The sequence below is a fragment of the Stenotrophomonas sp. CFBP 13725 genome, from assembly GCF_014841935.1.
Lineage (GTDB): Bacteria > Pseudomonadota > Gammaproteobacteria > Xanthomonadales > Xanthomonadaceae > Stenotrophomonas.
In genome coordinates this window covers 363,614-384,679 of record NZ_JACYUV010000004.1, presented here as the reverse complement: position 1 = coordinate 384,679, position 21,066 = coordinate 363,614, and the positions used below count along the sequence as shown (strand labels likewise).

Here is a 21,066-nt window from a genome sequence, read left to right as displayed (position 1 = left end):
CGTCATGACGATGCGCTGGCTGGCCTTGGGTGATTCCTACACCATCGGTGAAGGCATACCGGTGGCCGGTCGGTGGCCGCAGCAACTGGCGGCGCTGCTGCGTGCCCGCGGGATTGCGCTGACCGATCCGCATACCATCGCCACCACCGGCTGGACGACCGACGAACTGGATGCCGGCATCGATGACGCTGCGCCCCGTGGTCCCTTCGACTTCGTCAGCCTGCTGATCGGCGTCAACAACCAGTACCGCGCGCGCGCCGTGGATGCGTACGCGGTGGAGTTCACCGCGCTGCTGCAGCGCGCGCTTGCCTTCGCCGGCGGCAACGCCGGGCGGGTGCTGGTGCTGTCGATCCCGGACTGGGGCGTCACCCCGTTTGCCGAGGGCCGCGACCGCGCGGCGATCGCACGGGCGCTGGATGACTACAATCGTGCGGCCGAGGAGATCTGCAACGCGCACGGCGTGGTTTTCGTGGATATCACCGACCTGTCCCGCCAGCACGGGGCCGAACCGGCCATGCTGGTCGACGATGGGCTGCATCCTTCCGCCGAGCTGTATGCGCTGTGGGCGCAGCGCGCCCTGCCGCTGGCCGAGCGCCTGCTCGCCCGCGACGCCTGATCGGGTGACCGGCGCGCCGTCCTCCGCAGCGCACCTGCCCTCGCCGTTGCCGCCGTCGCAGGCACGCATGATCGCCACCGCCTTTTTGCCCGACAGCCGCTGGGGCAACCGCAGCCGCTATTACTACGTGCAGGCCAAGCTGCGCAGCGACCCGCTGTATCACGGCGTACTGCAGGCCTTGCCGACCGATGCGTTGCCCGTACTCGACCTGGGCTGCGGTCTGGGCCTGCTGGGCCACGTGATGCGCCTGCAGGGTCATGCGCAGGGCTATGTCGGGCTGGATGTCGATGCGGGCAAGATCCACCACGCCCACCAGGCGCTGCAGCGTGCCGGACTGGTCGACGCCCGTGTCGATCCGCTGGACCTGCGACGCCCCCTGCCAGCGCACTGCGGGCACGTCGCCGTGCTGGATGTGCTGCACTACCTGGACGCGCCGTCGCAGACCCTCCTGCTGCGTGCGGCCGCCGCGCGGGTGGCCGCAGGCGGACGCCTGCTGCTGCGCACGCCGTTGGACACAGGCGATGGCCGTGACCGCACCACCCGGCTCACCGACCGGATTGGATGGCTGTCAGGCTGGATGCGCACCCGGCCGCGCCACTACCCCCGACCGGAGGTGTTGACCGAGGTACTGGTCGAGGCGGGTCTTGAGGTCGAGCGTCCGCGCTCCCTGCATGGGCGAACACCGTTCAACAGCTGGCTGCTGGTGGCCCAGCGCCCCGCCGGCTGACGGCCGGAAGGCGCTGTGGCGGGCGGGCCCATCATTCCGCAGGCAGACGGGCCTTCAGTCCACGCGCGTCCAGCGCCTGCAGCACGCCTTCGATGATCGTCAGGTTGTGCCCATGCGCACTGCCCTCGTGCAGCAGCACGATCGCCCCTGCCCGCAGATCAGGCGCCAGCCGCGCCAGCACCTGCGCCGGCGTGCAGGACACGCCGTCGAAACCGCGCGCGCTCCAGCCGACGCGGGTCAGGCCATGCTGCCGCAGCAACGGGGCGACGAACGGATTGGTCATGCCGACCACCGAGCGGTACCAGCGCGGCGGCTGCCCGGTCAGCGCCTGCAGGGCGTACTGGCACCGTCCCAGCTCGGCTGCCATGGCCGTCGCGCCCAGACGCCAGAAGCGCCGCTCCGGGTGCGTGTGGCTGTGGTTGCCCAGGTCGTGCCCGCGCGCCACGATCTCGCGTACCAGCTCCGGCTGGGCCAGTGCGCGCTCACCGACCAGGAAGAAGGTCGCCCGTGCCTGGTGCCGGTCCAGCAGGTCCAGCACGCGGCGCGTATCCGGTCCCGGTCCATCGTCGATGGTCAGCCAGACCGCGTCGACCGCAGCCGGCAGCCGGCTGACGACCGGGGCGTAGAAGCGGCTGTTCGGCAGGAATACCGGCAGCAGGAACAGCGCATGGCTGGCCAGCAGCAGGCATAGGCCCCAGGCCCAGCCAGCCCACAGCCACACCCCCAGCGCCAGCACCTGGGACACGGCGAACGCGGCCAGGGCATGCCATGGCCAGCGCGGGGGGCAATGCAGCGTTTCCACAGCGGTCATGCCCCATGATGCCACGGGGGGTAGAATCAGCGGTTCGATATCACCGGATTTCAACCGCCATGTCCCTCGATCCCGCCCTGCGCTCGCGCATCGACACCATTCTCGCCAACGACCGCGTCGTGCTGTTCATGAAGGGACAGCCGGCCATGCCGCAGTGTGGCTTCTCGGCCAAGGCCGTGGGCGCGCTGCAGGATCTGGGCGTGGAGTTCGGCCACGTCAACGTGCTCGCCGACCAGGACATCCGCGAAGGCATCAAGCAGTACGGCGACTGGCCGACCATCCCGCAGCTGTACATCGATGGCGAACTGGTCGGCGGCAGCGACATCATCCTGCAGATGGCCTCCAGCGGCGAGTTGAGCAGCGTGCTCGGCCTGGCCGCGCCGGATCGCACCCCGCCGTCGATCACCGTCACCCCGGCTGCCGTGGAGATGTTGAAGGGCGCACTGGCCGATTCGCCCGGCGCGTCGCTGCAGCTGGGCATCGATGCCCGCTTCCAGCCGAACTTCCAGCTGGCCCCGTTCGATGCCAATGCCATCGCTGCCGAATCCAACGGCCTGCGCGTGCAGTTCGACCTGGCCAGCGCGCGCCGCGCCGACGGCGTCACCATCGACTGGGTGGACGACATCCGCGGCAAGGGCCTTGCGATCGACAACCCGAACGCCCCGAAGGCGATCACCGAGCTGTCGGTGCGCGATGCCGATGACCTGGTGCGTGCCGGTACGGTCGTGCTGGTCGACGTGCGCCCGGCCGAAGAGCGTGCGATCGCTGCCGTCGGCGTGCCGTTCAAGGTGTTCGATGGCAACGGTCGTGCCGAGCTGGAAGCGTTGCCGAAGGACACCGCGCTGGCCTTCCTGTGCCACCACGGTGGACGCAGCGCGCAGGCCGCCGAACAGTTCCGCGCATTGGGTTTCAGCAAGGTGCACAACGTGACCGGCGGCATCGATGCGTGGTCCGACGACGTGGACAACGGCGTGCCGAAGTACTGAGCCCTCCCCGGCTGGCGGGTCGTTGTGCCCGCCTTTTCAAGGTAGCGCCGAGCCATGCTCGGCGAACCGGGCCACGGCATCGCGGTCGACGCGCCCCTCCTACCCGCTGAAACCGCCCTCTGCCAGATAGTCCAGCTCGTCCAGCGTCGGCATCCGGCCCAGCACCGCATTGCGGTGCGGGAAGCGCCCGAAGCGCTGGATCAGCTCACGATGCAGTTCGGCGAACTGCAGGTACTCCTTGTCACCCAGCACGTCGAACATCGACACCGACCGTTCCTGGTCCTGCGGGTCTTCGGAGTGCTCGAACGGCAAATAGATGAAAGCGCGCAGTTTCGGCACCAGCTGCAGGTCCAGTCCTTCCTCCACGGCCCGCATGGCGTAATGCCTTGCCAGTCCATCGGTGGCATACGAGTGGGCGGTGCCGCGGAAGCAGTTGCGCGGGAACTGGTCCAGCAGGAGCATCAGCGCCAGCGCGCCCTCCGCCGTGGACAGCCAGTACTCGCGCGCCCGTGATGCGGCAGCATGATGCTCCTCAAGGAAAAGACTACGGAAGTGGGCATCGAACGCATCATCGCGCGCGAACCACTTCGCCGGACCGGCTTCGGTCCAGAACGTCACGACCTGTGCTGCCATGTCCATGTCCTGCTCCACCGGTTGGAGGGGGAACTGCGTGCTCTTCATGGGGCGATTCTACGAGACACAACGGGCTGTGCGTGACCCTGCCCGCAGCACCGCGCTGGCGGCGCCAGGCCGAAGGTCACTTGGCAAGCGGCGGTCCACTCCGCTAGCGTCAGCGACCTGCACCACCATGCTTACGGGGACATCATGCACAACCTGCTGCGCGCCGGCATCGGCCTGGCGCTGCTGTCGCTGGCCGCTGCGCCGGCCACCGGCGCTTCGCGCTTCATCCAGGATCCGTATCCGAGCACGTACCAGCCGCGCAGCAGCGAAGCCGTGCTGATCCACAACGCCACCGTCCTTACCGGTACCGGGCAGCGCCTGGACGATGCGGACGTGCTGCTGCGTGATGGAAAAGTGGCGGAGGTCGGCCGCGGCCTGCAGGCCGGCACCGACGTCCGCCGCATCGACGCGCGCGGCCGCTGGGTGACGCCGGGCCTGATCGACGTGCATTCGCACCTGGGCGTCTACCCCAGCCCCGGCGTCAGCGCGCACAGCGATGGCAACGAGATGACCGCCCCCGTCACCGCCAATGTGTGGGCCGAACATTCCGTGTGGCCGCAGGACCCCGGTTTCGCCGAGGCACTCGCCGGCGGCGTGACCAGCATGCAGGTCCTGCCCGGTTCGGCCAATCTGGTGGGCGGGCGTGGCGTGGTGCTGAAGAACGTACCGACCACGACCTACCAGGCCATGAAATTCCCCGGCGCCCCCTGGGGACTGAAGATGGCCTGCGGCGAAAACCCCAAGCGCGTCTACGGCGGCAAGGGCACCGCGCCCGGTACGCGCATGGGCAATGTGGCGGGATACCGCGCCGCGTTCATCGATGCCAGCGAGTACATCGCCAAGAACACCAGCAAGCCGGCCAAGCCCAAGCGCTGGTTCGGTGGTGACAAGGAAGACAGCAGCGGCGACAGCGGCGGCAAGCGCGACCTCAAGCTGGATACGCTGGCGGGCGCCATCCAGGGCGACATCCGCGTGCACATCCACTGCTACCGCGCCGATGAAATGGCGACGATGCTGGATCTGGCCGACGAGTTCGGCTTCAAGATCGCTGCCTTCCACCATGGCGTGGAAGCCTACAAGCTGGCAGACCGGCTCGCCGCAGAGGGCGTCTGCGGCGCGCTGTGGGCGGACTGGTGGGGCTTCAAGATGGAGGCCTTCGACGGTATCCAGGAGAACATCGCGCTGGTGGATCGGCCCGCCAACAGCTGCGCCATCGTGCACTCGGATTCGCCCGAAGGCATCCAGCGCCTGAACCAGGAAGCGGCGAAGGTGATCGCGTCGGCCCGCCGGGCCAACATGCCGGTCATCGCGCCGGAACGGGCCATCACCTGGATGACCTACAACGCGGCCAAGGCGCTGGGTATCGAGCAGCACACCGGCACGCTGGAGGCCGGCAAGAACGCCGACGTGGTGGTGTGGAACGGCAATCCTTTCAGTTCGTATGCATTGGCCGACGAGGTGTTCATCGACGGCCACCGCTACTTCGACCGCGCCGATCCGGGCAGCAAGCCGGTGTCTGATTTCCGTCTTGGCCAGGAGGTGCGGTGATGGGTAGTCGTTCGACCATGGAGATCAAGCGCCAGCGGGCGTGGCTTGCCCCGGCGATGGCGTTCCTCGCCGCGGCCTCCGTGCTGCCGATGACGGTCACAGCGCAGGATCTGCTGATCCGCAATGCAACCGTGCATACGGTGGGTGCGCGCGGCAGCTTGGACAACGCCGATGTGCTGGTCCGTGCCGGGCTGATCCAGTCCATTGGTACGGGCCTGGCCGCACCGGCCGGGGTACCGGTGGTGGAAGCCAACGGCCGCCCCCTGACGCCGGCCCTGTTCGGTGGCATCACCGAGATCGGCATCGAAGAGGTGTCGGGCGAGGAGAGCACCGTGGACAGCACGCTGACTCTCGATTCGCAGCCGCTGCGGCCTGAGTTCGACGTCACCCTGGCCTACAACCCCGCCTCGATCCTGGTGCCGGTCGCCCGCGTGGAGGGCATCGGTTTCACTGCACTGGGTGCCCATACCGGTGGCGGCTTCGTGGCCGGCCAGGGCGGCGTGGTGCGACTGGACGGCAGCGCCGATCCGATCGGCCCCCGTGCGCTGTACCTGCGCCTGGGGTCGGCTGCCGCGGAGCTGACCGGCAAGTCGCGCGCCGCGCAGTGGATGCTGCTGCAGCAGATGATCGACGAAGCGCGTGGCCGGGTCGGCACCGATTCACCGCATGCCCTGCTCACCGCCGCGGGACGCCGCACGCTGGCCGATTACCTGGCGGGCAAGGGCCGCATCATCATCGAGGTGGACCGCGCATCGGACATCCGCCAGTTGCTGCGCTGGTCCGCACGCGAGAAGGTCAAGATCGCGATCGTGGGAGGCGCCGAAGCCTGGCAACTGGCCGCAGAACTCGCGCAGGCACGCGTGCCCGTGTTCGTCGACGGCCTGGGCAACCTGCCCACGACCTTCGACCAGATCGGCGCCACGCTTGAAAATGCCGCCCGCCTGCGCAAGGCCGGCGTGGAGGTCAGCTTCGCGCAGAGTGGCGATGCCTCGCACAACGCGCGCAAGATCCGCCAGTTGGCCGGCAACGCCGTAGCGCATGGCCTGCCGTGGGCGGACGGGCTGGCCGGTCTGACCCGCGTACCGGCCCAGGCACTCGGTGTCGGCGATCGCATCGGCAGCATCGAAGTGGGCAAGCTGGCGGACCTGGTGTTGTGGGAAGGCGATCCGCTGGATGTGGCCCACTATGCCGAACAGGTGTGGCTGGGCGGGCGAGCGATGCCCATGCGTTCGCGCCAGACCGAGCTGCGCGACCGCTACCTGCAGCGCACCGCACAGCCCTGACCCCGACGGAGACGATGCAATGGCGCTGCGCTGGTACTTCGATTTCGTCTCCCCGTACGCCTATCTGCACTGGCAGAAGCTGAAGACCCTGCCGCAGTTCCCGCGCATCCAGCCGGTCCCTATCGCCCTGGGGGCCGTGCTGCATCACCTGGGCAACCTGGGGCCGGCCGAGATCCCGGCAAAGCGGCGCTTCGCCTATCGGCAACTGCTGTGGACGGCGCAACAGGAAGGGGTGGCCCTGCGCTTTCCACCGGCCCATCCGTTCAATCCGCTGCCCGCCCTGCGCCTGTGCATCGCTGCCGGCTGCACCACGGCAGCCGTTGATGCGCTGTTCGACTGGATCTGGGCACAGGGCCGCGCTGCCGATGAGGCGGCTGCGCTTGCCCAGCTGGCGGAGGTGCTGGACGTGGAGGATGTCGCCAGCGCCATCGCCGCGGTAGAGGTGAAGGAGGCCTTGCGCCGGAATACCGATGCCGCGATCGCGGCCGGGGTGTTCGGCGTGCCGACGCTGTCGGTCGATGGCGAACTGTTCTGGGGCAACGATGCGCATCGGTTGATGGCAGCCGTGCTGGACGATCCGGGCCTGCTGATGCAGCCGGACTGGCAGGCCGTGCTGGACCTGCCCACCGCCGTGCACCGGAATCGCTGAACGTCCGGCACGCGCGCGGCCCTCCATTTTGCGATAGCGTTCACGCTTTCAAGCCAGCAAACGCGCCTGGAGGGGGCCTGCGAATGCGTATAGGAATCGTCGTCGACTCGGCCTGCGACCTGCCGCAGGATTTCATCACCCAGCACAGGATCGTCCTGCTGCCCATCACCGTGCGGATCGGTGAAGCCATCCTGGCCGACCACCGTGACGAGCAGGCTACCCTGAGTTTCCTGCATGCCCACGTTGCCGAGCATGGCGCCGAAGCGGAGACCATCCCCTTCAGCGTGCAGCAGATCCGTGACCTGTTCCTGCAGCGCCTGGTCATCGATTACGACCACGTGTTCTGCATGACCATCACCAAGACGCGCAGTCCGATCCACGACAACGCGATGCAGGCCAGCTTCGCCATCCTCAACGATTACAAACCCGTCCGGCAGGCGGCGGGCTTCAACTCGCCCTTCGCCCTGCGGGTGATCGACACGCAGAACCTGTTTGCCGCCCAGGCGGTGACCGCGATCGAGGCCGTGCGCCTGCGTGAAAGCGGCGCCAGCGTGCAGCAGATCCGCGAGCGGCTGGAAGAACTGGCCGGCAACGTGCACGGCTACATGATCACCCGCGACCTGTATTACATGCGCGCGCGGGCCCGGCACAAGGGCGATCGCAGCGTCGGATTGCTCAGTGCGGCGCTGGGTAGCGCGCTGGACATCAAGCCGGTACTGCACGGGTATCGGGGCGAAACCGGCCCGGTGGCCAAGATCAAGGGCTTCGACAACGCCGTGACCAAGCTGTTCGATGTGGTCGGCCAGCGCGTACGTGCCGGGCTGATGACCCCGACCGTGTGCCTGAGCTATGGCGGCGAACTGGACGAACTGCGTGCCCTGCCTGGCTACGCGTCGCTGCGCCAGGTCTGTGGGGACCATGGCGTGGAGGTGTATGAAACGGTGATGAGCCTGACCGGCATGGTCAACGTCGGCAAAGGGGCGCTGACCGTCGGCTTCGCGGATGGTCCGCATCGTTTCGAATGATGAGGCCAGAGCACTCTGCACACGGTTTGCACTTCGCCCCTGCAACGCTTGGCACATTGAACGGAGATCCCGATGACCACGTACTACATCAGCCTGCCTGACCCGGCCAAAGCCCGCGGCAACGACACCGCCCTGTCCTTTCATTCGCAGGGCGCGCAGGGATTTGCTGAAGAACTGCAGGCCGCGTTGACTTCCACGGCACTGTTCGACAAATGGAAGGCAAAGCAGAACGACCCCGATGCCGTCCCCGCGCAGTGGGGCGTGACCGATCCGGGCGCCACCGTGAGCGGCACCCAGGATGACCTGCGGATCAACCTGCAGGTGACCACCAGCATCAACGGCGACGTCTTCCGCCAGCGCATGGGCCTGCTCGCCGGCCACCACTGGGAACTGCGCGAAGTCCGCTGAAACAAAAGGGGACGGAGGGGATTAAGTCGTTTTCGGCCATGCCGCCTGCGCCTTGATCCCCTCCGTCCCCTTTTTGCGGCGGGTGGCCGCAGCGGCGGGAAGGTGCGAAAATCCCCCTCTTTCTGGCCAGCCATTGGCGTCGGCCGCCCCACCGAGGTTCCGTGAAGACCCCCCCAGGCTTGCAGTCGCTGATCGACGACGGCGTTATCGATGAAGTGCTGCGTCCGCTGAAAAGTGGCAAGGAAGCGGCTGTGTACGTGGTACGCAGCGGCGACGACGTGCGCTGCGCCAAGGTCTACAAAGACATGGCCCAGCGCAGTTTCCAGCAGCGCGTGCAGTACCAGGAAGGCCGCAAGGTCCGTGGCAGCCGCGAATCCCGCGCGGTGGGCAAGGCTAGCAAATACGGCCGCAAGCAGCAGGAAACCGCGTGGAAGAACACCGAAGTGGACGCGCTGTACCAGTTGCGCGACGCCGGCGTACGTGTGCCCGAGCCCCACGGTTACTTCCATGGCGTGCTGGTGATGGAGCTGGTGACCGATGCGGACGGCTTCTCGGCGCCCCGGTTGGGCGAAGTCGAACTGGAACCGGACCAGGCCCGTGAGTTCCATCAGGTACTGGTCCGCCAGGTCGTGCGCATGCTCTGCTGCGGCCTGATCCACGGCGATCTGTCGCCCTACAACGTACTGGTCGGCCCCGATGGACCGGTGGTGATCGACTTTCCGCAGGTGGTCAGCGCGGGCGGCAACAATGCAGCCCGGACGATGCTGCTGCGCGATGTGAACAATCTCACCGCCTACCTCGGCCGCTTCGCCCCGGAGCTGCTGGACAGCTGGTATGGCGAAGAGATGTGGGCCCTGTTCGAGGCCGGCGATCTGCTGCCGGACAGCCCGCTGACCGGCATCTTCGTCCATGACGAATCCACCATCGACCTGGACAGCGTGCGCCACGCCATCAACGATGCCCGCGAAGAAGCCCTGATCCGCCAGCAGGGCCGCGAAGCCGCCGAAGAAGACGACGACTGAAGAATGCAAAAAAGGGGACGGAGGGGATTAAGTCGTTTCTGGCCGTCAGGCCGGAAACGACTTAATCCCCTCCGTCCCCTTTTTTTCAGCGGGCGTGGTGGGCGATGTGCTCGCCGATGAAGGTGGCGATGAAATAGTAGCTGTGGTCGTAGCCGGGCTGCATGCGCAGCTGCAGCGGGTGGCCCGCGGCTTCGCAGGCGGCCTGCAGGCGCTGGGGTTGCAGTTGTGCACCCAGGAACTCGTCTGCGTCGCCTTGGTCGATCAGCAACGGCAGCCGCTCGCTGGCGGTCGCGACCAGTTCACTGGCATCCCACTGTGCCCAGCTGCTGCGGTCTTCGCCGAGGTAGGCAGTGAACGCTTTCTCGCCCCACGGCACCTGGCTGGGCGCGACGATGGGAGAAAACGCAGACACGCTGCGGTAGCGGCCCGGGTTGCGCAGTGCCAGCACCAGCGCGCCATGTCCGCCCATCGAATGGCCGCTGATGCCCCGTTGGTCGGTTGCCGGGAAATGGGCTTCGATCAGCGCCGGCAGTTCCTCCACGATGTAGTCGTGCATCCGGTAGTGCGCCGCCCACGGATCCTGGGTGGCATTGAGGTAGAAACCCGCGCCCTTGCCAAGGTCGTAGCTTTCCGCATCGGCCACGTCATCGCCACGTGGACTGGTGTCCGGCGCGACCAGGATGATGCCGTGCTCGGCCGCGTAGCGCTGCGCGCCGGCCTTGGTGATGAAGTTCTGCTCGTTGCAGGTCAGTCCGCTCAGCCAATACAGCACCGGCAGCTTGCGCGTCACCGCCTGCGGGGGCAGGTACACCGCGAACTTCATGTCGCAGCCCAGCACCTCGGATCGATGCTGGTATACGTCCTGCCAACCGCCCGCGCAGGCGCGGTGTTCAATGCGTTCCATCAGGGTGTCTCCAATTGTCCAGGAGGCGCCGGCGCCAGGCCGGCGCGCGCTTCAGAAATGCACGACCGAGCGGATCGATTTGCCTTCATGCATCAGCTCGAAGGCGTCGTTGATCTGCTCAAGATCCATGGTGTGGGTAACGAACGGTGCCAGCTCGATGTCACCCTTCATCGCATCCTCGACCATGCCCGGCAGCTGGCTGCGGCCCTTGACGCCACCGAAGGCACTGCCCTTCCAGCTGCGTCCCGTCACCAGCTGGAACGGACGCGTGGAGATTTCCTTGCCGGCACCGGCGACGCCGATCACCACCGACTGTCCCCAGCCGCGGTGTGCGCATTCCAGCGCCGCGCGCATCACGTTGACGTTGCCGATGCACTCGAAGCTGTGATCAACGCCCCAACCGGTCATTTCCACCACGACCTGTTGGATCGGCGCTTCATGATCATTCGGGTTCACACAATCGGTGGCACCGAACTCGCGTGCCAACTCGAACTTGGACGGGTTGGTGTCGATGGCGATGATGCGGCCGGCCTTGGCCTGGCGCGCGCCCTGGATCACGGCCAGCCCGATGCCGCCCAGGCCGAACACCGCCACGCTGTCGCCTTCCTGCACCTTCGCGGTGTTGTGGACGGCACCGATGCCGGTGGTGACGCCGCAGCCCAGCAGGCAGACCTGCTCCGGGTTGGCGTCCGGGTTGATCTTGGCCAGCGATACCTCGGCCACCACGGTGTACTCGCTGAAGGTCGAGCAGCCCATGTAGTGGTAGATCGGTTCACCGTTGTAGCTGAAGCGGGTGGTGCCATCGGGCATCACGCCCTTGCCCTGGGTGGCACGCACGGCGACGCAGAGATTGGTCTTGCCGCTTTTGCAGAACAGGCACTCGCCGCACTCGGCGGTGTACAGCGGAATCACGTGATCGCCCGGCTGCACGCTGGTCACGCCCTCGCCGACCTCCACCACGATGCCGGCGCCTTCGTGGCCCAGCACGGCGGGGAACAGGCCTTCCGGATCATCCCCGGACAGCGTGAAAGCATCGGTATGGCAGACGCCGGTATGGGTGATCTTGACCAGCACCTCGCCCTTCTTCGGCGGGGCGACGTCGATCTCGACGATCTTCAGCGGCTGGCCGGGGCCAAATGCAACAGCGGCGCGGGACTTCATGGTGGATTCTCCAGAGGACAGGCAAGGACAAGGGTAGGCAGGTGCGCGTTTCGCGCTTGTTTACGAGGGCCCGCGCGGCGGGCCAGGTTCATTTCAGATAGGAACGGATCAGCGCGCTCATGTCGCGCACGCGCTCGGCGCGCTGTGCATCGGACGCTGCCGGCTGACCGAACTCTTCGCGCAGATGCGCTTCCATCACTTCGGACATCAGCCCGTTGACCGCGCCACGGATGGCGGCGATCTGCTGCAGCACGGGCGCACACTCGGCGCCGGCCTCCAGTGCGCGATCCAGGGCATCGCACTGGCCGCGGATCCGGCGCACGCGAGCCAGCACTTTCTTCTTCTCTTCGAGGGAATGCGGCATCGGGGATCCAGACTGATGAACTATACTGGGGGATAGTATACACAGCGACGTGGATTCGGCGCAAAGGCACTCCCGGCGCGCCGAGTCGTCACACCCTTGTCCCCCTGCGTATGCAACAAGTGAAGACATTCCGCGGTCATCGTTGCCGCTATCAGGATCTTCCATGCTTCAGGTCCTGCGCGTTCTCGCTCGCTGGTCACGCCAGCGCCGACGTCTCTGGCGCCGCTTGCGCCAAGCCACCGTCAGAACGCCGATTCAAGTAGAAGAGCCCCTCCGCGCGTCGTTGTTCAACGTTGAGCAGATGGAACGCCACGGCCATGCCCTGGCCCGCTCGCACGCCGTGCACTCGCGCCCCAGCCAGGAACGCCTGCTGGGCCGACTTGCAGAGAACGAAAGCCTGCTGTCCGATGCCTTCAACCTGCTCACTGCCATGGTGCAGGAGGAGATGCGCATCACGCCTGCGGGCGAGTGGTTGCTGGACAACTACTATCTGGTTGAAGAGCAGATCCACACGGCGCGCCGACACCTTCCCACCGGCTACAGCCGCCAGCTGCCTTCGCTCACCCAAGGCCCGTCGGCCGGGTTGCCGCGCGTGTACGCGCTGTCCCTGGAAGCCATCGCGCACGGTGATGGGCGTATCGATGGTGAAACGCTCAGCCGCTTCATCGCGGCGTACCAGACGATCGCGCCGTTGAAGCTGGGCGAGCTGTGGGCGATCCCGATCATGCTGCGCCTGGCCCTGATCGACAACCTGCGCCGGATGGCCGTGCGCGTGGTGCACGACGGTGCCGACCGCAGGCTGGCCAATTCCTGGGCCGCACGGCTGAATCAGGTCGCCGCGACCAGCCCGAAGGACGTGGTGCTGGTGATTGCCGATCTGGCGCGCTCGCGTCCGCCGCTCTCTGGCGCGTTCGTGTCCGAGCTTTCACGGGGGCTGCAGGGCCGCGGCGGCGTGTTCGCGATGCCCATCACCTGGCTGGAGCAATGGGCCGCCGCCGAGGGCCATCGTACTGAAGAGCTGGTCCACCTGGAGAGCCAGCAGCAGGCGGCGGACCAGGTGTCCATCAGCAACAGCATCGGCAGCCTTCGCTTTCTGGCCACGATGGACTGGCGCGACTTCGTGGAAAGCATGAGCGTGGTCGAACGCGGGCTGCGCCAGGATCCCGCAGGCACCTACCCGCTGATGGACTTCAGCACGCGCGACAGCTATCGCCACGTTGTCGAACGGATCGCGCGGCGGGGGCGCATCGACGAGCGCCTCGTCGCCGATTGCGCGGTGGAACTGGCCCGTGCCGCGGCGCAGACGACGCCAGGCGACTTCCGTTCCCATGTCGGCTTCTATCTCGTTGACGATGGAATGCCGCAACTCAAAGCGCGGCTCTCGCAGACCCGGTCGGGGTCCACGCGTCTTCGCATGCGACCGCAGCGGATCCCGCTGGCCGTCTACCTGCTGCCGATCTCCACCATCGTCGGCCTGCTGACCTGGGGCCTGCTGGCCACCGCACTGCCGTTGCACGGCGCGTTGCTGGCCTTGGTGGCCACGCTCGCCGTGCTCGCCTTCAGTGAGCTCGGCATCGTGCTGGTCAACTGGGCCGCCACCGTACTGGCGTCTCCACAGCGGCTGCCCCGCATGGACTACTCGACGGGAATATCGCCGCAGGCGCGCACGCTCGTCGTGGTGCCGAGCATGCTGGGGAGCCTCCAGGAGGTGGACAGCCTCGTCGAAGCACTGGAAGTCCGCTTCCTCGCCAACCGCGATCGCTACCTGCATTTCGCACTGTTGACCGACTTCCTCGACGCCGACCAGGCCAGCCTGCCGTCGGACGCGGCGCTGCTTGAGCGCGCCGCGCACCAGATAGATCAACTCAACCAGCGCTACGTGGCAACCCAAGCCCATGGCGATGAAGACGACCTGTTTTTCCTGCTGCACCGCCCCCGCCAGTGGAATGCCAGCGAACAGCGCTGGATGGGCTACGAACGCAAGCGCGGCAAACTGGCCGCACTGAACCGGCTGCTCCGCGAGGGCGCCACGGAGGACTTCCTGCAGGTCACCGGCAGGATCGCGGTGCTGGCCGACGTGCGCTATGTGATCACGCTGGATACCGACACCCGCCTGCCACGCGATGCCGCGCGGGAACTGATCGCCACCCTGGCGCATCCGCTCAACCAGGCCCAGTTCGACCCGACCCGGCGCCGCGTGGTGCGGGGCTACGGCATCCTGCAACCAAGCGTGGGCACCAGCCTGGGCGGGCGGCGCAGCTCGCGCTATGCCCGCATGTTCGGCAGCGAGGGCGGCATCGATCCGTACACGCGCACCGTGTCGGACGTCTACCAGGATCTCTTCGGCGAGGGCTCGTTCGTCGGCAAGGGCATCTACGATGTCGATGCGTTCGAGCTCGCTCTGGCAAACCGGTTCCCGGACAATCGCATCCTCAGCCACGATCTGCTGGAAGGCTGCTACGCACGGGCAGGGTTGATCAGCGACGTGCGCTTGTACGAGGACTACCCGACCCGTTACGCCGCCGACGTCAAGCGTCGGCACCGCTGGATCCGCGGTGATTGGCAGCTGTTGCCGTGGTTGCTGCCGTGGGTACCGCGCAAGGACGGCAGCTACGAACGCAATCCCCTGTCGTGGTTGTCACGGGGAAAGCTGCTGGACAACCTGCGCCGCAGCCTTGTGCCGATCGCCATGACGGTCCTGCTGGTACTGGGCTGGTTCATCGCACCGGCGCCGCTGGCATGGACGGCATGGCTGATCAGCCTGTGGCTGCTGCCAGTGCTGATTCCTGCACTGCGTGACCTGTTCCTGATGCCCGTGGACATGCCCATGGAGGCCCATCTGGTCCGCCTCGGCCAGGCCACGTCGCAGCAACTGCTGCGCGCGGCGGTCAACCTGGCCTGCCTGCCTTACGAAGCGCTCTTCAGCCTGACGGCCATCGGCCGCACACTGTGGCGAAGCCTGGTCAGCCGTCGCCATCTGCTGCAGTGGAATCCCTCAAGCGAGGTGGAGCGAAGCCTGGGCAATGGCATGCAGGCCGAGCTGCGCAGCATGGGACCGGTTGCCTTGGCATCGCTGGGCCTGGCCGCGGTCATCGCCGCACGGCAGCCTGCCGCGCTGTGGGTCGCCCTGCCCTTCCTTATCCTGTGGGCCGGTGCGCCGCTGATCATGGCGCGTCTCGGTCGACCGGCGTTGCACCGCGACGCGAACCTGTCCACGCTGCAGGTCGCGTTCCTGGGCAGGCTCGCACGGCGTACGTGGGCATTCTTCGAAACCTACGTCCGTGCAGAAGACAACTGGCTACCACCTGACAATGTGCGTGAGCACCCCACCCACGTGGTGGCCCGACGTACGTCACCGACCAACATCGGCCTCTCGTTGCTGGCCAACCTGTCGGCGCACGACTTCGGCTATGTGCAGGCCAGGACGGTGCTGGAGCGGACCCAGCGGGTGTTCTCCACGCTGGACGCGTTGCCACGCCATCGCGGGCATTTCTACAACTGGTACACCACCGACACCCTGCAGCCGCTTCCTCCCGCGTACATCTCCACCGTCGACAGCGGCAACCTTGCCGGCCACCTGCTGACCCTGCGCCAGGGCCTGCTGGCGCTGGCGGATGCGCCGGTGCTCGCGCCTGCGACCTTCGCGGGGCTGGCCGATACGCTCGGCGTGCTGGAGGAAGACCGGCTTTCCGGCCACGCGGACAATGCCGCCCTGTCCACTGCGGTCGGCACGTTCCGTGCGCTGCTCACGCAGGTCCAGCAGCAGCCTCCCGGCACACTGGGCACGGCAGCCGACAGCCTGGCGTCGTTGGCGCGGCACGCCGAGGCGATTGCGGAGGCGTGGCCTGCTGCGGCTCCCGCCGACGTCCCGGTTCCGCATTGGCCCACGGCGCTGGCCAACGCCTGCACCGACGCGTTGGCCGAACTCCAGTACTTTGTCGGCACGGCGATGCCCGCAGACGCGGCACTGCCCAGCCTGCGCGACCTTGCCGCGCAGGTGCTCGACCCGGCCGCCGCCACACGTGCGCGCGAGACCATCCGCGAGATGGAACGACTGGCGCATGTCGCGGGTCAGTTCTCCCTGATGGAACAGGCCTTCCTGTACGACCGGTCACGGCATCTGCTGTCGATCGGCTACAACGTCGACGAACGCCGCCTGGACAGTGGCTGCTACGACCTGCTCGCCTCTGAAGCACGCCTGTGCAGTTTCGTGGCCATCTCGCAGGGGCAGGTCCCCCAGGAAAACTGGTTCGCGCTCGGCCGCCTGCTGACCGAGGTCAATGGCAACGCCACGCTGCTGTCGTGGAGCGGCTCGATGTTCGAGTACCTGATGCCGCAACTGGTGATGCCGAGCTATCCGGATACGCTGCTGGACCAGACGGCACTGCATGCCGTCCAGGCGCAGATCGCCTACGGCGCACAGCACAACGTGCCCTGGGGTATTTCCGAGTCCGGCTACAACACCGTCGATACACGGATGAACTACCAGTACCGTGCCTTCGGCGTACCCGGCCTGGGACTGAAGCGTGGGCTCGGCAAGGACCTGGTGATCGCCCCGTACGCAAGCATGATGGCCCTGATGGTCGCCCCGGAGGCTGCCTGCCTCAACCTGCAGCAGATGGCCGCGCTGGGCTTCAGCAGCGATTTCGGTTTCTACGAGGCCATTGATTACACCCCGGCACGCGTACCGCACGGGCAGGACCATGCCGTGATCCGCGCGTTCATGGCACACCACCAGGGCATGGGGCTGCTGTCGCTGGTGTATCTGCTGAGACAGCAACCCATGCAGCAGCGCTTCGTTGCCGACGCGGAGTTCCAGGCCTCGCTGCTGCTGCTGCAGGAGCGCGTACCACGCAGCGGCATCTTCCACCCGCACCAGGCGGAGGGTGTCGGCGAGCCAGCCATGAACGCGGAAACCGAAACGCACCTTCGCATCTTCCACAACCCCGGCACGTCCAGGCCGGCCGTGCAATTGCTGTCCAATGGCCGTTTCCACAGCCTGGTAACCAGTGCCGGTGGCGGCTACAGCCGGCAGCGCGACCTGTCCATCACCCGCTGGCGCGAAGATGGCACCCGCGATCATTGGGGCACCTTCTGCTATCTGCGCGATGTACAGAGCGGTGATTTCTGGTCGACCTCGCTGCAACCCACCTGCGCGCCGGTAGACCAGTACGAAGCCATCTTCTCCGATGCGAAGGTGGAGTTCCGTGGACGCCGGCAGCGCTACGAAAGCCATCTCGAGATCGCCATTTCGGCAGAGGACGACATCGAGCTGCGCCGACTGCGCCTGAGCAACCGCAGCCGGAACACCCGCACCATCGAGATCACCACCTATGCCGAAGTCGTGCTGGCACCGGCGGCGGCGGATGAGCAGCATCCTGCCTTCAGCAATCTGTTCGTGCAGACCGAGATCGTGCGCGACAAGCAGGCGCTGCTGTGCACGCGGCGGCCGCGCTCGCATGATGAAGTCCCACCGTGGATGTTCCACCTCGTGGCAGTGCACGATGCCGACATCGGCGCGATCTCGTACGAGACCGACCGTGCGCGCTTCCTGGGACGGGGCAACACGCCGCGTGCTCCGCACGCGCTGCTGGCCGTTGACGCGCTGTCGGACAGCGAAGGCTCGGTGCTGGATCCCATCGTGGCGATCCGCTGCCGGATCGAGCTGGCCCCTGGGCAGACGGTGATGGTCGACATGGTGCAGGGCGTTGGCTCCGATCGTGATGCGTGCATGGCGCTGGTCGACAAGTACCGGGATCGGCGCTTGGCTGACCGCGTCTTCGATCTCGCCTGGACCCACAGCCAAGTGGTCCGCCGCCAGATCAATGCCTCGCAGACGGATGCCCAGTTGTACGAGCGGCTGGCGGGGCTGATCGTGCATGCCAACCCGTTGCTGCGTGCCGACCCCGCCGTCCTGCTACAGAACCAGCGTGGTCAGTCGGGGCTGTGGGGGCACGGGATATCCGGCGACCTGCCGATCGCCCTGCTGCAGATCGCGGACGCCGACAACATCGAACTGGTGCGGCAGATGGTGCAGGCGCATGCGTATTGGCGCCTGAAAGGACTGCGTGCGGATCTGGTGATCTGGAACGAGAGCCAGCCGGGCTATCGCCAGCTGCTGCAGGACCAGATCCTGGGCATGATTTCGGCGGATCCAGAAGCCAATGTGCTGGATCGTCCCGGCGGCATCTTCGTGCGGCCGGGTCACCAGATGTCGGCGGAGGATCGCGTGCTGCTGCAATCGGTGGCGCGGGTCATCATCAGTGACCAGCGTGGCACGCTGGCCACCCAGGTCGGCCGTCACGAGCCCGCTGACCGACTGCCGCCTGATCTCGTCATCGACGCGCCGACAAAGACGGCCGACGAGGTGACCGGATGGGTGGATCCGGGCAACACCGCGTCTTACCCTGAGACGGTCATCGGCACGGCGCCGAGCCCCTTCCGCGACGTCGCTGAGGGGCGGCTGCAGGACAACGGCATCGGTGCCTTCTCGGCCGACGGCCGCGAATACATCATCACCCTTCGCGAAGGAGCGCCGACGCCGGCCCCCTGGTCCAATGTCCTGGCCAACGAGAAGCTGGGCACCGTGGTCAGCGAAAGCGCGCCGGGGTACACCTGGTACGAGAACGCGCACGAGTTCCGCCTGACGCCATGGCACAACGATCCGGTGTCGGACAGCGGCGGTGAGGCGTTCTACCTGCGCGACGAAGAAACGGGACATGTCTGGTCGCCCATGCCGCTGCCCTGCCGTGGTCGCGGTGACTACCGTGTGCGCCACGGGTTCGGCTACAGCGTGTACGAGCACACCGAAGACGGCATCGCCTCGGCCCTGTGGATCTATGTCGCCGTGAACGACGCGGTCAAGTATTCGGTGCTGAAGCTGCGCAACGTGTCCGGTCGTGCACGCCGCCTGTCCGCAACGGGGTACGTGGAGTGGGTGCTGGCAGACCTCCGCGGGAAATCACAGATGCACATCGTGTGCGAGCAGGACGCCGAGACCGGCGCACTGACTGCACGCAATCCCTACAACACCGACTTCAGCGGTCGGGTCGCGTTCTTCGACACCGATGCCCGCGACGGCAGCCACACGGCCAGCCGCACCGAGTTCCTCGGCCGCAATGGCAGCGTGGCCTACCCTGCCGCGTTGCGGCGCGAGCGCCTGTCCGATCGCCTTGGCGTTGGACTGGATCCGTGCGCGGCGCTGCAGGCACCGGTGGTGCTGGACGATGGCCAGGAACAGGAAATCATCTTCCGCCTGGGCATGGGCAAGGACCGCGAGGAAGCGCTGCAGCTTGCACGCGCGGTGCAGGGCAGCCGCAGCGCCCACGATGCACTGGACGCGCTGCACACCCACTGGGAGGGATTGCTGGGTGCGGTGCAGGTTGAAACGCCCGACCCCAGCGTGGACGTGCTGGTGAATGGCTGGCTGATGTACCAGACGCTGGGCTGCCGCTATGTCGCACGCAGCGGCTACTACCAGTCCGGTGGTGCATTCGGCTTCCGAGACCAGCTGCAGGACACCATGGCCACCGTGCATGCCGATCCTGCATTGAGCCGCGCCCATCTGCTGCTGTGCGCTGCCCAGCAGTTCCCGCAGGGCGACGTGCTGCACTGGTGGCATCCACCGCAGAACCGCGGTGTGCGCACGCGCTGCTCGGACGACTACCTCTGGCTGCCGTTTGCCGCCTGCCGCTACGTGCAGGTCACCGGCGATCAGAGTGTGCTTGATGAGGTCGTCGGCTTCATCGAAGGGCGTCCGGTCAATGCAGACGAAGAGTCTTATTACGATACGCCGCTGATTTCGCCGCTTCGGCAGCCGTTCTACCAGCACTGTGTGCTCGCCCTGCGCCGCGGTTGCGAGCTCGTTGGCGAACGCGGACTGCCGCTGATGGGAACGGGCGACTGGAACGATGGCATGAACCGCGTAGGCGATGCAGGGCGCGGCGAAAGCGTGTGGCTGGGCTTCTTCCTGTTCGACACGCTGCAGCGCTTCGTCGGCCTCGCCCATGCCCGCGGTGATCAAGCCTTCGCGGACTACTGCAGCACGCAGGCACAGCGCCTGCACGATGCCCTGCAGGCCCATGCATGGGATGGCCAGTGGTACCGCCGTGCGTGGTTTGACGATGGCACGCCACTGGGTTCTACACAGAGCGATGAATGTCGGATCGATTCCATTTCGCAGAGCTGGTCAGTGCTGTCCGGTGCGGCGGATCCGCAGCGTGCCGACACCGCGATGGCCTCCTTGGCGGAACATCTGGTGGATCGCGATGCCGCCCTGGTGAAGCTGCTGGATCCCCCCTTCGACAGGACATCCACCGATCCGGGCTACATCCGCGGCTACGTGCCCGGCGTGCGCGAAAATGGCGGCCAGTACACCCATGCCGCGGTGTGGGCGGCCATGGCCTTCGCGCAGCAGGGCAACGCACGGATGGCCTGGTCGTTGGCCGACATGATCAATCCCATCCACCATGCCGTGGATGCCGAGGCGCTGGCGATCTACAAAGTGGAGCCCTACGTCCTGGCGGCCGATGTCTACGCGGTTGCCCCGCATACGGGCCGCGGCGGCTGGACCTGGTACACCGGCTCGGCCGGCTGGATGTACCGGCTGCTGACCGAGTCACTGCTCGGCATGCAGCGCGAAGGAAATCAGTTGCTGCTGGCGCCCTGCCTGCCTGCGGCATGGACGCACTACACCCTGCGCTATCGCTTTGGCGGCAGCCTGTATGTGATTCGGATTGAACAAAGCGAAGATGCGACCACGCAGCTCCTGCTTGACGGCATCATGCAGTCCGACCTGCGCATCGAGCTGCTTGATGATGGCGCTGTGCATGACGCCACGCTGCATTGGTGGCGCCCCGCTGCGGATGTTGGGTGAGCCCGC

General features: G+C 66.7%; 14 protein-coding genes and 1 pseudogene. 10 read left to right on the top strand and 5 right to left on the bottom strand.

Going from position 1 to position 21,066, the window contains the following annotated elements; translation table 11 throughout:
- Positions 1–4: 4 nt before the first annotated feature.
- Both IFT65_RS09795 and IFT65_RS09790 read left to right on the top strand, forming a co-directional pair.
- Entirely contained in the window at positions 5–616 is a 612-nt protein-coding gene (locus tag IFT65_RS09795; protein ID WP_192081285.1) for an SGNH/GDSL hydrolase family protein, read from the top strand.
- Positions 617–683: 67 nt separating this feature from the next.
- Positions 684–1,343, top strand: coding sequence for a methyltransferase domain-containing protein (locus IFT65_RS09790; protein WP_192081284.1), 660 nt, complete (start codon positions 684–686; stop codon positions 1,341–1,343).
- 31 nt (positions 1,344–1,374) lie between these two features.
- Here IFT65_RS09790 and IFT65_RS09785 read toward each other — a convergent pair whose 3' ends face one another.
- Positions 1,375–2,154 carry a polysaccharide deacetylase family protein gene (locus IFT65_RS09785; RefSeq protein WP_188326207.1) on the bottom strand — a complete coding sequence of 260 codons (780 nt, stop codon included), beginning with the start codon at positions 2,152–2,154 and terminating at the stop codon, positions 1,375–1,377.
- Between the two features lie 59 nt (positions 2,155–2,213).
- Here IFT65_RS09785 and grxD point away from each other — a divergent pair, with 59 nt between their 5' ends.
- Positions 2,214–3,140 (top strand): Grx4 family monothiol glutaredoxin, encoded by a 927-nt coding sequence (gene grxD, locus IFT65_RS09780; protein ID WP_188326206.1) that lies wholly within the window; start codon positions 2,214–2,216, stop codon positions 3,138–3,140.
- Positions 3,141–3,239: 99 nt separating this feature from the next.
- Here the strand turns inward: grxD and IFT65_RS09775 are convergent, their stop codons facing one another.
- A complete protein-coding gene (locus IFT65_RS09775; RefSeq protein WP_192081357.1) occupies positions 3,240–3,779 on the bottom strand; it encodes a DUF924 family protein in 540 nt (179 codons plus the stop codon).
- Positions 3,780–3,965: 186 nt separating this feature from the next.
- On the opposite strand from IFT65_RS09775, the gene IFT65_RS09770 reads away from it, so the two are divergent.
- The 6 genes and pseudogenes from IFT65_RS09770 (at position 3,966) to IFT65_RS09745 (ending at position 9,756) form a co-directional block, all read left to right on the top strand.
- Positions 3,966–5,369 (top strand): amidohydrolase, encoded by a 1,404-nt coding sequence (locus IFT65_RS09770; protein ID WP_192081283.1) that lies wholly within the window; start codon positions 3,966–3,968, stop codon positions 5,367–5,369.
- A gap of 104 nt (positions 5,370–5,473) precedes the next feature.
- A pseudogene (locus IFT65_RS09765) lies at positions 5,474–6,652 on the top strand (amidohydrolase family protein); the annotation flags it as partial.
- 19 nt (positions 6,653–6,671) lie between these two features.
- The gene (locus IFT65_RS09760; protein ID WP_188326203.1) at positions 6,672–7,301 is read left to right on the top strand and encodes a DsbA family protein; all 630 of its coding nucleotides are present in this window, start codon (positions 6,672–6,674) and stop codon (positions 7,299–7,301) included.
- An 83-nt stretch (positions 7,302–7,384) separates the two neighbouring features.
- Positions 7,385–8,326, top strand: a complete 942-nt coding sequence (locus IFT65_RS09755) for a DegV family protein (protein WP_188326202.1) — start codon at positions 7,385–7,387, stop codon at positions 8,324–8,326.
- Positions 8,327–8,398: 72 nt separating this feature from the next.
- A complete protein-coding gene (locus IFT65_RS09750) occupies positions 8,399–8,734 on the top strand; it encodes a hypothetical protein (RefSeq protein ID WP_188326201.1) in 336 nt (111 codons plus the stop codon).
- Positions 8,735–8,895: 161 nt separating this feature from the next.
- Positions 8,896–9,756 (top strand): PA4780 family RIO1-like protein kinase, encoded by an 861-nt coding sequence (locus tag IFT65_RS09745; RefSeq protein WP_188326200.1) that lies wholly within the window; start codon positions 8,896–8,898, stop codon positions 9,754–9,756.
- A gap of 85 nt (positions 9,757–9,841) precedes the next feature.
- Here IFT65_RS09745 and fghA read toward each other — a convergent pair whose 3' ends face one another.
- The 3 genes from fghA to IFT65_RS09730 form a co-directional block, all read right to left on the bottom strand.
- Positions 9,842–10,660 (bottom strand): S-formylglutathione hydrolase, encoded by an 819-nt coding sequence (gene fghA / locus IFT65_RS09740; RefSeq protein WP_192081281.1) that lies wholly within the window; start codon positions 10,658–10,660, stop codon positions 9,842–9,844.
- A gap of 51 nt (positions 10,661–10,711) precedes the next feature.
- On the bottom strand, positions 10,712–11,821 hold the full coding sequence (locus tag IFT65_RS09735; RefSeq protein WP_188326198.1) for an S-(hydroxymethyl)glutathione dehydrogenase/class III alcohol dehydrogenase: 1,110 nt from the start codon (positions 11,819–11,821) through the stop codon (positions 10,712–10,714).
- A gap of 88 nt (positions 11,822–11,909) precedes the next feature.
- Positions 11,910–12,185 (bottom strand): metal/formaldehyde-sensitive transcriptional repressor, encoded by a 276-nt coding sequence (locus tag IFT65_RS09730; RefSeq protein WP_192081280.1) that lies wholly within the window; start codon positions 12,183–12,185, stop codon positions 11,910–11,912.
- Positions 12,186–12,486: 301 nt separating this feature from the next.
- Between IFT65_RS09730 and IFT65_RS09725 the strand changes: the two genes are divergently transcribed.
- On the top strand, positions 12,487–21,060 hold the full coding sequence (locus tag IFT65_RS09725; RefSeq protein ID WP_249405112.1) for a glucoamylase family protein: 8,574 nt from the start codon (positions 12,487–12,489) through the stop codon (positions 21,058–21,060).
- Positions 21,061–21,066 lie beyond the last annotated feature (6 nt).

Coding starts and splice junctions, on each gene's coding strand:
- IFT65_RS09755 (WP_188326202.1), top strand. CDS start 7,385: ATGCGTATAGGAATCGTCGTCGACTCGGCCTGCGACCTGCCGCAGGAT.
- IFT65_RS09790 (WP_192081284.1), top strand. CDS start 684: ATGATCGCCACCGCCTTTTTGCCCGACAGCCGCTGGGGCAACCGCAGC.
- IFT65_RS09785 (WP_188326207.1), bottom strand. CDS start 2,154: ATGACCGCTGTGGAAACGCTGCATTGCCCCCCGCGCTGGCCATGGCAT.
- IFT65_RS09750 (WP_188326201.1), top strand. CDS start 8,399: ATGACCACGTACTACATCAGCCTGCCTGACCCGGCCAAAGCCCGCGGC.
- IFT65_RS09730 (WP_192081280.1), bottom strand. CDS start 12,185: ATGCCGCATTCCCTCGAAGAGAAGAAGAAAGTGCTGGCTCGCGTGCGC.
- fghA (WP_192081281.1), bottom strand. CDS start 10,660: ATGGAACGCATTGAACACCGCGCCTGCGCGGGCGGTTGGCAGGACGTA.
- IFT65_RS09735 (WP_188326198.1), bottom strand. CDS start 11,821: ATGAAGTCCCGCGCCGCTGTTGCATTTGGCCCCGGCCAGCCGCTGAAG.
- grxD (WP_188326206.1), top strand. CDS start 2,214: ATGTCCCTCGATCCCGCCCTGCGCTCGCGCATCGACACCATTCTCGCC.
- IFT65_RS09795 (WP_192081285.1), top strand. CDS start 5: ATGACGATGCGCTGGCTGGCCTTGGGTGATTCCTACACCATCGGTGAA.
- IFT65_RS09770 (WP_192081283.1), top strand. CDS start 3,966: ATGCACAACCTGCTGCGCGCCGGCATCGGCCTGGCGCTGCTGTCGCTG.
- IFT65_RS09775 (WP_192081357.1), bottom strand. CDS start 3,779: ATGGACATGGCAGCACAGGTCGTGACGTTCTGGACCGAAGCCGGTCCG.
- IFT65_RS09760 (WP_188326203.1), top strand. CDS start 6,672: ATGGCGCTGCGCTGGTACTTCGATTTCGTCTCCCCGTACGCCTATCTG.
- IFT65_RS09725 (WP_249405112.1), top strand. CDS start 12,487: ATGGAACGCCACGGCCATGCCCTGGCCCGCTCGCACGCCGTGCACTCG.